Raw genomic sequence first — 14,141 nt, 5'->3', positions numbered from 1 at the left:
CGCTGGGCGGCGCGGCGTGACCCGGTGGCGGCGCGCGGCGGGGTCAGTCGGCGGCGGGGCCGAGGAGGTCCTCGACCCAGGCGGGCACGAGGACGCCGGCGGGGCCGTGGCGGGCCTCGCGGAACCACGCGGTGCCCTCGCTGGGCTGCAGGTTGAGCTCGAGGGTGGGCACCCCGTGGCGGGCGGCCTGCTGCACGAAGCCGGCGGCGGGGTAGACCGCGCCGGAGGTGCCGATGGAGACGAAGAGGTCGGCGCGGCCGAGGGAGTCGAGGATGCGGTCCATCTCGTACGGGATCTCCCCGAACCACACCACGTCGGGCCGCAGCGCCGGGGCCCCGCAGCCGGGGCAGGCGGGGTCACCGCCCATCGGGCCGTCCCAGGGGTGACGGCCCTCGCAGGCCAGGCACCACGCCTTGAGCAGCTCGCCGTGCATGTGCAGCACCCGGGTGGAGCCCGCGCGCTCGTGCAGGTCGTCGATGTTCTGGGTCACCACGAGCAGGTCGTCGCCCAGCGCCTCCTCCAGCCGCGCGAGCGCGCGGTGGGCGGGGTTGGGCACGACGCCGGCGAGCGCGGCGCGACGCGCGTCGTAGAACTCGTGGACCAGCACCGGGTCGGCCACGAAGGCCTCCGGGGTGGCGACGTCCTCGACGCGGTGGCCCTCCCACAGCCCGTCGGCGTCGCGGAAGGTCGGCACCCCGCTCTCGGCGGAGATGCCCGCCCCGGTCAGCACGACGATCCTCACGGCCGCCACCCTAGGGGGTCCCCGCGCGCGGGTCGCCCCGCCGCGTCCGGAGAGCGACCGCGCGGACGGCCGCGCGGACGGCCGCGCGGACGGCCCCGGGTCGGCGGGCGGCCCCGAGGCGTACGGCGCTCAGCCCGCGTCGGCGATGTCGAAGGTGACCTGGAGGCCGTCGTTGCCCGTCGACGTCGCCTCCACGGCGCCCTCGCCGTCGGGCGAGGCGATCTCGCAGCGCGAGGTGTCGCCCGCGGTGGCCGAGAGGTCGTCGGAGCACTCGACGGAGTCCACGGTGATGCCCTGGCCCTCGACGTAGTCGGTCACGAAGTCGGCCAGCGCCGCGGCGGTGACGTAGAGGTCGATGGAGAAGTCGACGTCGTCCTCGTTGACGGTCTCCACGGTGGCGCGGATGTTGGTCTGCTGCGGGTCGCCCTCGGCGGTGGCGACGCACTCCTGCGAGGCGCCCTCCTCGGCGTCGAGGTCGCCCTCGCAGGTGACGTCGATGGTGTCGGCGTCGGCCCCGGTGATGAAGCCCGCGACCTGGGTCTCGAGCTCCTCCTGGGCGACCGTCGCCGTCTCGGTGCCGGCGCTGACCGAGCCGCTGCAGCCCGCTGCCAGCAGGGCGGCGGCCGCGGCGAGCGCGAGGCCCGCGCGACGGGCGGGCGACGACGTGGAGGGCTGACGGGTGGGACGCGGCACGGGACACCTCGGCGGTCGACCTGGCTGCCCGCGGTCGCGGGCCCGCGCCAGTATGGAGCCGTCCGCGCCCCCGCCGGGCCCGAACGCCCGCGCCCGGTCCACCCGGTCTAGCCGTCCCCCGCCCCGGCCCCCGGACGGGTGGCGCGCGTCCTACTGACCGTTGCGACCTCTACCTGACAGTCATGACGCCCTGCCAGTGGTCGCAACGATCAGTAGGACGCGACCGCGGCGCCGCTCAGTAGTACCAGGGGAAGGGCGACCAGTCGGGCTCGCGCTTCTCGAGGAACTGGTCGCGGCCCTCCTGGGCCTCGTCGGTCATGTAGGCCAGGCGGGTGGTCTCGCCGGCGAAGAGCTGCTGGCCGACGAGGCCGTCGTCGATGGCGTTGAAGGAGTACTTCAGCATCCGCTGGGCGGTGGGCGACTTGCCGTTGACCAGGCGGCCCCACTCCAGGGCGGTGGCCTCGAGCTCGGCGTGGGGCACGGCACGGTTGACGGTGCCCATGCGCACGCCGTCCTCGGCGGAGTACTCCTGGCCGAGGAAGAAGATCTCGCGGGCGACCTTCTGCCCGACCTGGCGGGCGAGGTAGGCCGAGCCGAAGCCGCCGTCGAAGGAGCCGACGTCGGCGTCGGTCTGCTTGAAGCGGGCCTGCTCGAGGCTGGCCAGGGTCAGGTCGCACACGACGTGGAGGCTGTGGCCGCCGCCGGCGGTCCAGCCCGGCACGACGCAGATGACGACCTTGGGCATGAAGCGGATCAGCCGCTGCACCTCGAGGATGTGCAGGCGCCCGAGGCGGGCCTTGTCGACGGTCTCGACGGTCTCGCCCTCGGCGTACTGGTAGCCCGCGCGGCCGCGGATGCGCTGGTCGCCGCCGGTGCAGAAGGCCCACTTGCCGTGCCGCTCGGCCGGCCCGTTGCCGGTGAGCAGGACGCAGCCGACGTCGCTGGTGGTGCGGGCGTGCTCGAGCACCCGCAGCAGCTCGTCGACGGTGTGGGGGCGGAAGGCGTTGAGCACGTCGGGGCGGTCGAAGGCCACCCGCACCGTGCCGTGCGCCCGCGCGCGGTGGTAGGTCAGGTCGGTCAGGTCCTCGAAGCCGGGCACGACGTCCCAGGCCTCGGCGTCGAAGATCTCCGACACCCCGTCGATGGCGCTCATGCGGGCAGGCTATCGCCGTGGGGCGCTGCGACCCGCCGGGGTCTGGAATACCGCCGCGCCGCGTGGTCTCCTGGCCCCATGGCACTGAGTGGAGAGTACGAGCCGAGCCCCGAGAAGTGGGTCCGCGAGCAGGTCGAGCGCTACGAGGCCACCGGCGGCGCCGAGGCCAACACGCTGCCCGACCGCCCCGACTGGCCGATCGTGGTGATCACCTCGCGGGGCGCGAAGTCCGGCAAGCTGCGCAAGAACCCCGTGATGCGCGTCGAGCACGACGGCGTCTACGCCGCGGTCGCCTCCAAGGGCGGCGCCCCTGAGCACCCGACGTGGTACCACAACTTCCTGGCCCACCCGGAGGTCGATCTCCAGGACGGCCCCGAGCCCCACACCTACCGGGCGCGCGTGGCCGAGGGCGAGGAGCGCGCCGTGTGGTGGGAGCGGGCGGTGGCGGTCTACTCGCCGTACGCCGAGTACCAGGAGAAGACCGACCGCGAGATCCCGGTCTTCCTGCTCGAGCGCACCGACTGAGACCCGGCCCGCTCGGGCCGGGTCAGGCCCACCAGGTCAGGGTCACCGGGTCAGGGTCACCGGGTCAGGGCCGGGCGATGGTCATGGCCAGGCCGGCCAGGTGGCCGATCCGGGCGACCTCGGAGTCGAGGAACTCCGGGCCGCCGCGGCGCCCGACGACGACGATCTCGTTGCCCGAGAGCCGGGCGCCGACGTGGATGGTCGTCTCCTCGCCCTCGACCTCGAGGCGCGCCGCGCGCTCGACCTCGACGAAGGGGAGCACGGCGGGGGCCGCCGCGGTGGCGTACGTGACGCCCTGCGAGCGGTGCACCCGCGCGGCCCAGTCGGAGCGGAAGACCACCGGCAGCAGGTCGACCAGCCGGTCGGGGGCCTCGCTCGGGTTGGTGGTGAGGTCCTCGACGGCCTCGAGGTCGAGGAAGAGGTTGCCGCCGGCGCCGTAGCGGCTGATCCACACCACCCGGACCCCGGCGAGCGCGTTGCAGGCCGAGACGATGGTGTCGGGCATCGCGGTGGGCGGCAGCTCGAGCAGCACGTCGTCGAGGGCCGTGCCGTCGTGGCGCTTCTCGACGATCTCGATCGCCTCGATGTCGCCCCCGGCCTCACCGATGGCGCCCGCGAGGCGTCCCAGCGATCCGGGGACGTCGGGCAGCTCGACACGCAGCAGGAAGGACACGCCGCGACCCTAGTGCGTCGGTGTTGCCGGCGGATTTCCCGCTGTCCGCACTGCGGGCCCCTCCGCAGCGGGGGTGCCGGCGCCGGCCAGCCGCTGGCGCAGGCCCGTGGCGCGCCGTGCGCGGCGCTCGACGGCGGCCCGCACGGCCGACTCCGTGCCGACCACGCGCACGCGCCGACGGGCCCGGGTGACCGCGGTGTAGAACAGCTCGCGGCTCAGCAGCGGGGAGTCCTCCGGCGGCAGCAGCACGGTCACCTCGTCGGCCTGGCTGCCCTGGCTCTTGTGGATCGTCATCGCGTGCATGGTGTCGACGTCACCCAGGCGCGAGGGGCTGAGCTCGAGGTGGTCGCCCACCCCGGCGACGACCGCGCGCAGGGCGGGCCCGCCCCGGCCGCGACGGTCGGCCCGACCCGCGGTCCGGGGCTGCGACGTGGGCCCGTCGGGGTCCTCGGGCCCGGCGACCACCACACCGGTGTCGCCGTTGAAGAGGTGCAGGCCGTAGTCGTTGGCGGTCACCAGCAGGGGGCGTCCGACGTACCACTCCTGGCCCCAGCCGGGGCCGACCGGCGTCTCGGTGGCCTCCGCGACCCAGCGCTCGACCTGACGGTTCCAGTGCTGGACGCCGTAGGGGCCCTGGCGGTGGGCGCAGAGGAGCCGGTGGCGCTCGAGCACGGCCAGCGCGGTCTCGACGTCGCCCGCCGCTGCGGCCTCGCGCAGGTCGAGGGCGTGGCGCAGCAGCACCTCACGCAGCAGGGCCGTCCCCGGCCCCGGCGCCTGGGCCGCCGCGGCTCCGGGGGGCGCACCGGCGGCGGTGGGCCCGGGGTCGATCCACTCGACCTCCTCGCCGCCCTCGGCGAGCAGCGCCAGGACGCGGTCGGCGTCGCCGACGCGCACGGCCTCGGCGAGGCGCCCGATGCCGGCGCCGAAGCGGTGGGAGGTGCGCAGCGCGACCACGGCGCCGGGGTCGCGCTCGGCGAGCCCGCCCACGAGGTCGGCGAGCACGGCCCCCGCCTCGACCGACGCCAGCTGGTCGGGGTCGCCCACCAGCACGAGCCGGGCCTCGGGCCGCACGGCCTCGACCAGGCGGGCCATGAGGGTCAGCGACACCATCGAGGTCTCGTCGACGACGATGACGTCGTGCGGCAGCCGGTTGCCGCGGTGGTGGCGGAAGCGCGTGCGCGAGCCCGGGCGCCAGCCCAGCAGGCGGTGCAGGGTCGAGGCGGTGAGCGCGAGCGGCGCGAGGCGCGCCCGGTCCTCCTCGTCGAGGGTGAGCGAGGCCTCGGCCACCGCCTGCTGGAGCCGGGCGGCGGCCTTGCCGGTGGGCGCGGTGAGCGCCACCCGCGGGAGGGAGCCGGTGGCCTCGGCCTGCTCGGCGAGCATGGCGAGCAGGCCCGCGACCGCGGTGGTCTTGCCGGTGCCGGGTCCGCCGGTGAGCACGGTGGTCCAGCGGCCGGCGGCGGTGCGCGCGGCGGCGCGCTGCTCGTCGAAGCCGTCGTGGGGGAAGACCCGCACCTCCGCGGCGCGCAGGGTGCGCTCGTCGACCGTCGGCGCCGCGCGCCCGGCGCGGGCCAGCAGGTCGTCGCGCACCTGCCCCTCCTCGCGCCAGTAGCGGTCGAGGTAGAGCAGGCTGCCCTCGACGCGCACCACCCCGGCGGCGGCCAGCGGCCCGGCCGCGACCCGCTGGGCCCACCCGGTCCCCTCGGGCCACGGCAGGTCGGCGACCTCCGGCGCGGCGGCGAGGTCGGCGGGGTCGAGCAGGTCGGCGAGGTCGACGCAGACCGATCCGTGGCGCACGGCGCGCACGGCCAGGGCCAGCGCGAGGCGCACCTCCTCGTCGGCCTCCCCGGCCAGTGCGCAGGCGCGCTCGGCGACGTGGACGTCGGCGGCGGTCAGCACCCCCGCGAGGTTGAAGTCGCGCAGCAGCCCCGTGGCGCCCCGCGCCAGGCGCGGGTCGTGGGGGTCCTCGACGTCGAAGAGCTCGATCACGGCGCACCCGCCAGCAGGTCGGAGGCGGCCACCACGAGGGAGGCGGGCGGTCGCCAGCTGAAGACGCCGGCGGGGTGGCCGTCGACGACGGGGGTCTCGGGTCCGCACATGCCGCGGACGTAGAGGTAGGCCACGCCGCCCAGGTGCACCGCCGGGTCGTAGTCGGGCACGCGCCAGCGCAGGAACCGGTGGGTGACCACGGTGTAGAGCAGCGCCTGGAGCGGGTAGTGCGAGTGCAGCATCGCCTCGCGCAGCCGGTCGGGGGCGTAGTCGGCCGCGGTGAGCGGGCGCCCGGGCTCGCCGAGCAGGTTGGTCTTGTAGTCGACCACGACGAAGCGCGTCGCCCCGTCGACCTCCGCGCGCAGCACCACGTCGATGGAGCCCGAGAGGTAGCCCCGCAGCACCTGCCCGCCCAGCAGCGGCTGCTCCAGCCGCGCGGCGTACGGCGCGAGCGCGTCGTCGTCCGGGAGGTGCTCGCGCAGCAGCCGCCCGAGGCCGCGCAGGTGCACCTCGGCGGGCCGCCCGCGCACGTCGCCCCCGTCGAGCGGAATCTCGAAGTCGAGCTCGCGCAGCCGGTCTCCCAGACCGATGTCGCCCAGGGTCAGCCCCGGGAGCAGCGGGCCGAGCGGCGTGCGGTGCAGCGGCACGAGGGCCTGGGCGAGGTCGTCGGCGGGCACGTCGACGGGCCACCAGCGCAGCTGCTCGACGGTGTGCCCGCGCAGCTCGGCCAGCAGGTCGGGCGCGTCGGGGTCGGCGTGCTCGAGCACCGCGTGGACCAGGCTGCCGAAGCCGGCTCCGGCGGGCAGGTCGGCCATCGGCGAGACCACGGCCGGCTCGGCGTCGGCGACCGGGGCGACCGGGTCGACCGGACCGGGGGCCTCGGCGGACGTCGCGGCGGCGGCGAGGGCGTCGCCGGCGAGCGTCGCCTCGTCCTGCAGACCGGGCTCCTCGGGCTCGCTGACCACGCCCGGCGTGGCCGGGCCGGCCGGGCCCGCCTGCTCCTCCTCGACCCGGATCAGGCCGGAGTAGGAGGTGCGGCGCCACTCGGCGTCGACGGCGCGACCGAAGCGCCTCAGGCTGAGCGGCGCGTCGTCGGGGGTGCGGGCCGTGACGGCGGCCTCGGCGACCACCGACTCCTCGCGGGTGGGTCCGCCGAGCTCCTCGAGCAGGCCGAGGACGCGGGTGACGTAGTCGTCGTCGCGCACGGGCTGCTGGTCGGGCACCACCGCCACCCCCGGCTGGCGGCCGAGCAGGAGACGGTGCAGGCCGCCGTCGGCGGTGTTCTTGGTCGGCGCCCACCAGGCCACCACCTGGCCCTGGGCGCGGGTGAGGGCGACGTAGAGGTCGCGCAGCTCCTCCCCGGCGTCCTCGCGCTGGTGGGCGGCGGCGCTCGCGGCCCAGTGCGGCCCGGAGCCGGTGACGTCGAGGGCGCGGTCGTGACCGGCGTGGAAGCGGGCGACCTCGACGGGGCGGACGAAGGTCTGGAAGAGGAAGGGGAGGTAGCACACGGGGTACTGCAGCCCCTTGCTGCCGTGGACCGTGACGACCTGTACCGCCGCGAGGTCGCTGTCGAGGCGGCGCGGGCGCTCGGTGCCGGCGGTGCGGCGCCGCTCGTCGCGGAACCACTGCAGCAGCGCGGTGAGCCCGAGCTGCTCGCGCACGACGACCTCGTGCATCACCTGGGCGAGGTGGCGCAGGTCGGTGAGCAGCCGCTCACCGTCGGCCCCGGCGAGCACGCGGGCGCTCAGGCCGCGCTCCTCGGCGGCCTCCACGAGGGCCGCCACCCCTCGGCCGCGCAGCAGCAGCGCCCACCCGCGCAGGGTGTCGGAGACGGCGTCGGTGAGGGAGTCGGCCCGGGAGTCGGCCCGGGGGTCGCCGTCGGCGTCGAGGTCGGCCACGTCGTGGCCGAGGAAGCAGGTGAGCGCGGCGGCCCGCACCCGGCCCGAGCGGTGCGGCTGCTCGAGGCCCTCCAGCAGCGCCAGCCAGTCGTCGGCGGCGGGCGTGGCGAAGACGTGGCCGCCACCGGCGACCACGGAGGCCACCCCGCGCTCGGCCAGCGCGCGCTGCACGAGCAGCCCGTGGTCGCGGGTGGCCACGAGCACGGCCACGTCGGCGGCGCGCAGGGGGCGGCCCTCCCAGGTGGCGTCGGAGGCCAGCAGCGCGGCGATGTCGCCCGCGCAGTCGCGGGCGACGTGCTCGCGGGCGTCGGCGGCACGGATGTCGCCGGAGCGCAGCAGCCGGAAGCCCGGCCGCAGCACCTGGCGCAGCCGGAAGGGCGAGGGGTGCGGCGCGCCGGCGAGGCGCGGCGGGGCGCCGTCGGCACCGTGGTGGGCCGCGACGTCGCGCACCACGATCTCGGGGTGGCCCAGCGCGGCGCCGCGCAGCACGGTCTGCAGCCGGCGCACGAGCCCGTCGTCGCTGCGCCAGTTGGTGGCGAGGGTCGCGCGGTGGGTGGCGGTGGAGGCGGCCGCGAGGTAGGCGACGACGTCGCCGCCCCGGAAGGCGTAGATGGCCTGCTTGGGGTCGCCGATGAGCACCATGGTGGCGGCGCCGGAGAAGGCACGGTCGAGCACCTGCCACTGCACGGGGTCGGTGTCCTGGAACTCGTCGACGAGCACGATCCGCCAGCGCGCCCGCATCCGCTCGCGCGCCGGGGCGTCGTCGGCCTCGAGGGCGCCGGCGAGCCGGCTGAGCAGGTCGTCGTAGCCGAGCACCCCCAGGCGGCGCTTGCGCCGGTCGACCTCGGCGCGCACGGCGGCGGCGAAGACGAGCCGGGCGCCGCCCGGCGTGCCCGGGTCGGGGGCGGGCTCGGAGCCCGGGCCGCCGTCGGGCACGAGCCGGGCCTGCGGGTCGCCGACCGCGGCCCGGGCCAGCTCGAGCGCGGTGGCCCGGTCGAAGGGCGGCGCGTCGGGGAGGTGGCCGAAGCGGGCGAGGTAGAGGTCGTCGACGACCTCCACCACGAGGTCGTCGAGCGACTCCACCAGCGTGGCGCCGGTGTCGGTGTCGCCGGCGACCCCCAGGGAGCGCAGCACGAGCTGGCAGAACTGGTGGGTGGTGGCGATGGTCGCGCCGTCGAAGCCGGCCAGGGCGTCGCGCAGCCGGTGGCGGCGCTCCGCGCGCTCCGCGTCGTCGACGGGCGCCGACGCCGTGCCGTGCACGAGCAGCGTGAGCAGGGCGTCGTCGGGGGCGACGTGCGCGGGGTCGCCGAGGGCGCGCTCGGCCGCCACCAGCTGCTCGCGCACCCGCTCGCGCAGCTCCTGGCTGGCGGCGCGACCGAAGGTGATGACCAGCATCTCGTCGAGCCGCGCCCGGCCCTCCGCGACGTAGCGGGTCACCAGCGCGCCCACGGTCCACGTCTTGCCGGTGCCGGCGCTGGCCTCGAGCAGGGTGGTGCCGGTCGGCAGCGGGCCGGTCACGTCGAAGGGGGCCATCGCGCCGCTCGTGCCCGCCCCGGGGTCGGCCCCGGGACCGACGCCGGCGTCGGCCCCGGCGCGGTCGGTCGCCGCGGCGCCGGCCTCGCCCGGGGTCACCACGCGCCCTGCTCGGAGTCGAGCAACGGGCTCCACAGGCGCAGGGCCAGTGCGCCGAAGCGGGTGGTCTCGCCGTCGTGCTCCTCGCCCTCGCGCGGGGCCTGGTCGAGACCCGGCACCGGAGCCCCCGGACCCCAGACCCGCACGTGGGCGGGGTCGGAGCACTCCCCGGGGAAGCGGTCGTCGTCCCAGTCCCACGACACCTTGTCGAGGGCCTGGTCCTGGGGGGCGCGGGTGCGGCGCTGGGTGGCGTAGCGGAAGGACGACTTCACCGGCAGCGGCAGCGGCTCGCGGCGCCCTTGGTCGAGCAGGGCGACGAGGTCGCGCAGGTGGGTGAGCGCGGTGTGGTCGACCGGGCCGAGCAGCGAGCGGCCGACCGCCTCGCGCGAGCGGCCGTTGGAGGGACGGCCCAGGGTGTGGGCGGTCCAGTTGCGGTCGGGGTCGCTGGCGCTGAGCGCGAGGAGCTGCACCCACGACTGGAGGCGGTGGGTGGCCCCCAGGCGGGAGTAGCTCACCGGCACCAGCCGGTCGCCGAAGACCTCCGCCACGGTGCCGCGCAGGCGGCGGCCGCGGCCGAGGTCGACGTCGACGTCGACGGCCCGGGCCTCGTGACCGCGGCGCTGGGCCAGGCCCTCCGCGGCCAGCGGGGCGGCGCGCTCGACGACCTGGCGCAGCAGCCGCCAGCCGAGCCGCCCGGGAGGAAGCACGCCGCGTCGCCACTCCCGCTCGGTGGCCCGCGCGGGATCGAGACCGGCCAGCAGGTCGCGCACGACCCGGTCGCCGACCCCCCACTGGGCCAGCTGGTCGATCTCGACCGGCAGCCCGTCGTCGACCGGCTCCTCGTCGAGGGGCAGCGCGACGTCGAGGCGCTGGCGCACGAAGTCGCGCACCGGGTGCTTGAGGAAGGTGGCCAGCTCCTCCAGCGACACGTCGTCGTCGGCGCCGCGCGGGGGCAGCACGCCGGGGACGAAGGGCACGGGCGCGCGGCGGGGGCCCGCCGCCGCGCGGGCGCCGGCGAGAGCCGCGGGGTCGAAGGTGAACCCGGCGTCGGGCACGAGAGCGCCGGGGGTGAGGTTGCGGGCGTCGAAGGGCTGCAGCGGGTGGCGCACCCGCACCACGTCGCTGACCCGGCGGGCCGGCGCCCCGGTGGTCGCAGGCACGCTGGCGGTGAGGTCGAGGGCGTCGAGCAGCTCGCCCAGGGGCACGGCGGGCGGGCGGGCCTGGCCGGAGTACTCGTCGGCGCCGGCGTAGGTGACGACCAGGGTCTCGGTGGCCGCGAGGACGGCGTCGAGCAGGAGCTGGCGGTCCTCGCTGCGGGCGTCGCGCTCCCCGGTGACCGGGTCGCGGGCGAGCACGTCGTCGCCGTCGACGGCCCCGGCGCGGGGGAAGACACCGTCGTCGAGCCCGAGCAGGCACACCACCCGGTGGGGCACCGAGCGCATCGGCACCATCGTGCAGACCGTGAGGGTGCCGGTGCGGAAGCTGGCCCGGGTGGGCCGCCCGGCGAGGCGGTCCTCCAGCAGCGCCCGCACGTCGGGCAGGCGCAGCTCGGTCGCGGCCAGGCCGGCGGCGTCCTCGCGCACCCGGGCCAGCTCGCGCAGAGCCTGCCCCGACTGCCACGCCTCGTCGCCCGCCACCGCGGTGAGGTCGCCCAGGCCGGAGGCGAGCACGTCGAGCCAGTGCTCGAGGGGGTGCACGCCGACGAGGTCGTCGGTCACCCGCTGCAGCCGCGCCACCAGCTCGGCCAGCCGCCCGGCCAGCTCGACCTGCCCGCTGCCGACGTCGTCGAGGGGCAGGGTGCGGTCGAGCCAGGCGCCGGCGTCCTCCGACATCGCGACCCCGGCGAGCAGCCGGTCGAGGCCGAAGCGCCACGTGCCGGAGACGTAGTCGGCGAGCCCGAACTCCTCGCGGTGCTCGGCGTCGAAGGCCCAGCGCACCCCCGACTCGCGCACCCACTCGGTGAGCTGCTGGAGGTCGTCGTCACTGAAGCCGAAGCGGCGGCGCACGGGCTCGCTGTGGGCGAGGTCGAGCACGTCGCCCGCGCCGGCCCGGCCGCCGGCGAGGTCGAGCAGACGAGTGGCCACGCCGAGCACGGGGTTGGTGCGGGCCAGGGAGCGGTCGGCGAGGCTGACCCGCAGCCGGTGGGCCGGGTGGCCGTCGGCCCCCACGACGTCGCCGAGCCCGAAGCCGGCACCGACCAGCGGCGCGAAGGACTCGATGTCGGGGCACATCACCAGCACGTCGCGCGACTCGAGGGTGGGGTCGTCGGCGAGCAGGCCGAGCAGCACCTCGCGCAGCACGTCGACCTGGCGGGCCTGCCCGTGGCAGGCGTGCACCTGCACGGAGCGGTCGCCCGGGGCGAGCACGCGCCCGCCCGTCGGGCCGACGGCGTTGGCGCGCAGGTCCTCCTGGAGCCACCCCAGCAGCGTCGGGCGCGACCCGGTCGGGAGCACGGGCGCGGAGGGCGCGGGTGGGGTGTCGGTGAGGTCGACCGTGGCGAGCACGCGCTGCAGCTCGCGGGTGTCGCGGCCCAGGGTGGAGAGCAGGGGGTGCTCGACGCGGCGGTGGGAGGTGTCGAGCGCGCGGGGCACCGGGCCGCCCGCGGTCTCCGCGGCCAGGGCGTCCCACAGCGCGGCCGAGGGGTGCGGCAGCCACAGGTGCACGTCGCGGTGCTCCCCCAGCGCCGCGAGCAGGTCGACCTCGGTGAGCGGGAGCCGGGTGTGGCCGAAGAGGGAGAGCCGCGGCGGCAGGTCGGAGGCCGCGGGGTCCTCGCGCAGCCTGGCCACGGTCTGGGCGTGGCGCTGCGGCGGCGGTGAGCCGACCCGGGCCACCAGCCGGCGCCACAGCTCCGGCTGCCAGGCCAGGTCGGGGGCCAGCGGGCGGCCCGCGCCGTCGGTGTCGCGCCCCGCCGACCAGTCGGCGACGAGGGTGGGGCGCTGCACGGCGTAGGACGACAGGAGGCGCGCCAGCCGCCGTGCGACCGCGAAGCGGCGCCCGCGCCGCAGGTCGCCCTCCTCCCCCGGCGGGTGGCCCTGGCCGGGGGCGGTGTGCCCCAGGTGCAGCGCGAGCGTGCGCGCCCACGGCTCGTCGAGCGAGGCGTCGAGGGTGGCCAGCAGCGACCAGACCAGGGTGTCGGGGGCCCAGGGGTCGTCGTCGCGGGTGCCGGTCACCTCGGCCACCAGCGAGGTCGGCGAGCGGAAGTCGACGCCCGCGCAGACCCCGTCGTCGCGGCCCGGGGCGCGACCCAGCCGGTGGGAGACCCGCTGGCTCAGCCAGCGCTCCACGCCGCGGGCCGGGACCACCACGACCTCGGTGGCGAAGGGGTCGGCGAGGGGGGTCGCGAGGAGCTCGGCGAGGCCGTCGGCCAGCACGTCGGCGCGGGGCGCACGGTGCAGGGTCAGGGCCATGCGGCGCACCCTAGCCGCCGGTGCCGACAGGCCGGGCGGACCGGTCGGCGGGCGCTCGACGCAGGCTCGGTGCGGGCCCGCGCGGTCCGGGGCCGGCTCAGCCGCTCGTGAGCGGTGACGCCTTGTCGGCCTCGTCGATGTCGCCCTCGAGGGCCTCGACGGCCTCGGGCTTGCCGTGGAAGCGGCGGTAGCTCCACACGATGAGGCCGAGGGCGATGAACATCGAGGCGACCTGGGTGATGCCGGTGGCCAGCCCGCCGGGCAGCCACCAGCTGTCGGCGAGGGTCCACCAGCTCGGCGGCGGCGGGTCGCTGATCCACAGCACGCCACAGGCGCCGACGACCAGGGCCACGAGGGTCGAGGCGACGATGCGGGGCCAGGTCTCCACGCTCTCCGCGGCGCCCTTGAGCGCGCGGTACTTCAGCGGCTCGAGGCGGCGCTCGGCCCACTCGTACTGCTGGGAGAGCACCGCGACCCCGGCGAACATCAGGATCAGCCCGGGGCCGGGCAGGACGAGGGCGGCGATGCCGACGACGAGGAGGGTCCAGCCCACGACCTCGAGCGTGACGCGCCTGGCGGCGCCCTTCACGGCCTGACTCCTGCACGATGCATGCCACGAGCATCCCAGAAGAGGCCAACTCCCGCGCCCCTCTCGCCGCACACCGTCACAGCGACCTCGCCGCGAGGGTGCGACGGCGGGGCCGACGCCCTCACCCGGCCGCCCCGCTCCGCCGGCCCGGCGACCGGTCCGGCGACCAGTCCGGCGACGCGTCCTGCGGCGCCCCCGACGCCCCCGCACCGGTCGCGTCGGGCGCCTCGGGCGCGCCGTGGAAGCGGCGGTGGGCCTGCACGGTGAGCCCCAGGGCCACGACGCCCGACACCAGCTGGCCGACGCCCGCCCAGGCGCCGCCCGGCAGCCAGGTCCACGCCGGCAGCACCCACCAGGCGGGCTGCGGCGGCGCCCAGAGCCACAGCAGCCCGCTGAGCCCGAGGGCGGTGGTGACCGCGACGGTCGTCAGGGTGCGCGGCCAGGTCGCCACCCCGCGGGCGGCCTCCCGCAGCGCGAGGCGCCGCCAGGGCTCGAGGCGCGCCGCGGCCCAGGGGTCGTGGCGGGCCAGGAGCGCCGCCCCCGCTCCGAGCAGCAGCAGCCCGGGACCGGGCAGCGGGAAGAGCACCACGCCGAGGGCGACCAGCAGCCAGCCCGCACCCGACACGAGGACGCGCCGCACGGGCGCGGGGGTGACGGGCATCCGGCCACGGTGGTCGACGTCGGTGAACGGCGCGGGAGCGGCAGACGGCGGGGTCGCGACGCGCCGAGGGATTTCCCCTATCGGAGCAATGCACTGCATAATGATTAGTAATTCACTACGCTTTACATCTCTCATCGACCACGTCGGGCCTGGGTGCGGGTCCGAACTCACCGATTGGCACA

General features: G+C 76.9%; 10 protein-coding genes. 1 reads left to right on the top strand and 9 read right to left on the bottom strand.

Going from position 1 to position 14,141, the window contains the following annotated elements; translation table 11 throughout:
• Nucleotides 1-43 precede the first annotated feature (43 nt).
• From M3673_RS15940 to M3673_RS15930, 3 genes are all read right to left on the bottom strand, one after another.
• Entirely contained in the window at nt 44-742 is a 699-nt protein-coding gene (locus M3673_RS15940) for an NAD-dependent deacylase (RefSeq protein WP_251534848.1), read from the bottom strand.
• A 129-nt stretch (nt 743-871) separates the two neighbouring features.
• A complete protein-coding gene (locus tag M3673_RS15935; RefSeq protein WP_193666424.1) occupies nt 872-1,435 on the bottom strand; it encodes a DUF4333 domain-containing protein in 564 nt (187 codons plus the stop codon).
• A gap of 235 nt (nt 1,436-1,670) precedes the next feature.
• Complete coding sequence (locus tag M3673_RS15930) at nt 1,671-2,588, bottom strand: 1,4-dihydroxy-2-naphthoyl-CoA synthase (RefSeq protein ID WP_056863109.1); 918 nt, start codon at nt 2,586-2,588, stop codon at nt 1,671-1,673.
• A 78-nt stretch (nt 2,589-2,666) separates the two neighbouring features.
• Between M3673_RS15930 and M3673_RS15925 the strand changes: the two genes are divergently transcribed.
• Nucleotides 2,667-3,113: a nitroreductase family deazaflavin-dependent oxidoreductase gene (locus tag M3673_RS15925; RefSeq protein WP_251534846.1), complete on the top strand. Its 447-nt coding sequence runs from the start codon at nt 2,667-2,669 to the stop codon at nt 3,111-3,113.
• A 64-nt stretch (nt 3,114-3,177) separates the two neighbouring features.
• Here M3673_RS15925 and M3673_RS15920 read toward each other — a convergent pair whose 3' ends face one another.
• From M3673_RS15920 to M3673_RS15895, 6 genes are all read right to left on the bottom strand, one after another.
• Nucleotides 3,178-3,786 (bottom strand): ACT domain-containing protein, encoded by a 609-nt coding sequence (locus tag M3673_RS15920; protein WP_056863107.1) that lies wholly within the window; start codon nt 3,784-3,786, stop codon nt 3,178-3,180.
• A gap of 9 nt (nt 3,787-3,795) precedes the next feature.
• Complete coding sequence (recD, locus tag M3673_RS15915; protein ID WP_251534844.1) at nt 3,796-5,772, bottom strand: exodeoxyribonuclease V subunit alpha; 1,977 nt, start codon at nt 5,770-5,772, stop codon at nt 3,796-3,798.
• The gene (locus tag M3673_RS15910; protein WP_251534841.1) at nt 5,769-9,305 is read right to left on the bottom strand and encodes a UvrD-helicase domain-containing protein; all 3,537 of its coding nucleotides are present in this window, start codon (nt 9,303-9,305) and stop codon (nt 5,769-5,771) included. Before M3673_RS15910 ends, recD begins: the two co-directional genes overlap by 4 nt.
• A complete protein-coding gene (recC, locus tag M3673_RS15905) occupies nt 9,299-12,709 on the bottom strand; it encodes an exodeoxyribonuclease V subunit gamma (protein ID WP_251534839.1) in 3,411 nt (1,136 codons plus the stop codon). The genes M3673_RS15910 and recC overlap by 7 nt, the downstream gene beginning before the upstream one ends.
• A gap of 97 nt (nt 12,710-12,806) precedes the next feature.
• Nucleotides 12,807-13,298 carry a PGPGW domain-containing protein gene (locus M3673_RS15900; RefSeq protein WP_056863105.1) on the bottom strand — a complete coding sequence of 164 codons (492 nt, stop codon included), beginning with the start codon at nt 13,296-13,298 and terminating at the stop codon, nt 12,807-12,809.
• A gap of 121 nt (nt 13,299-13,419) precedes the next feature.
• Nucleotides 13,420-13,959 (bottom strand): PGPGW domain-containing protein, encoded by a 540-nt coding sequence (locus M3673_RS15895; protein ID WP_251534837.1) that lies wholly within the window; start codon nt 13,957-13,959, stop codon nt 13,420-13,422.
• Between the last annotated feature and the right edge of the window lie 182 nt (nt 13,960-14,141).

Origin of the sequence: Nocardioides sp. P86 (genome assembly GCF_023712465.1) — a bacterium.
Lineage (GTDB): Bacteria > Actinomycetota > Actinomycetes > Propionibacteriales > Nocardioidaceae > Nocardioides > Nocardioides kribbensis.
Note: the sequence above shows the minus strand (reverse complement) of the source record. Positions and strands in the feature narration are given on the sequence as shown.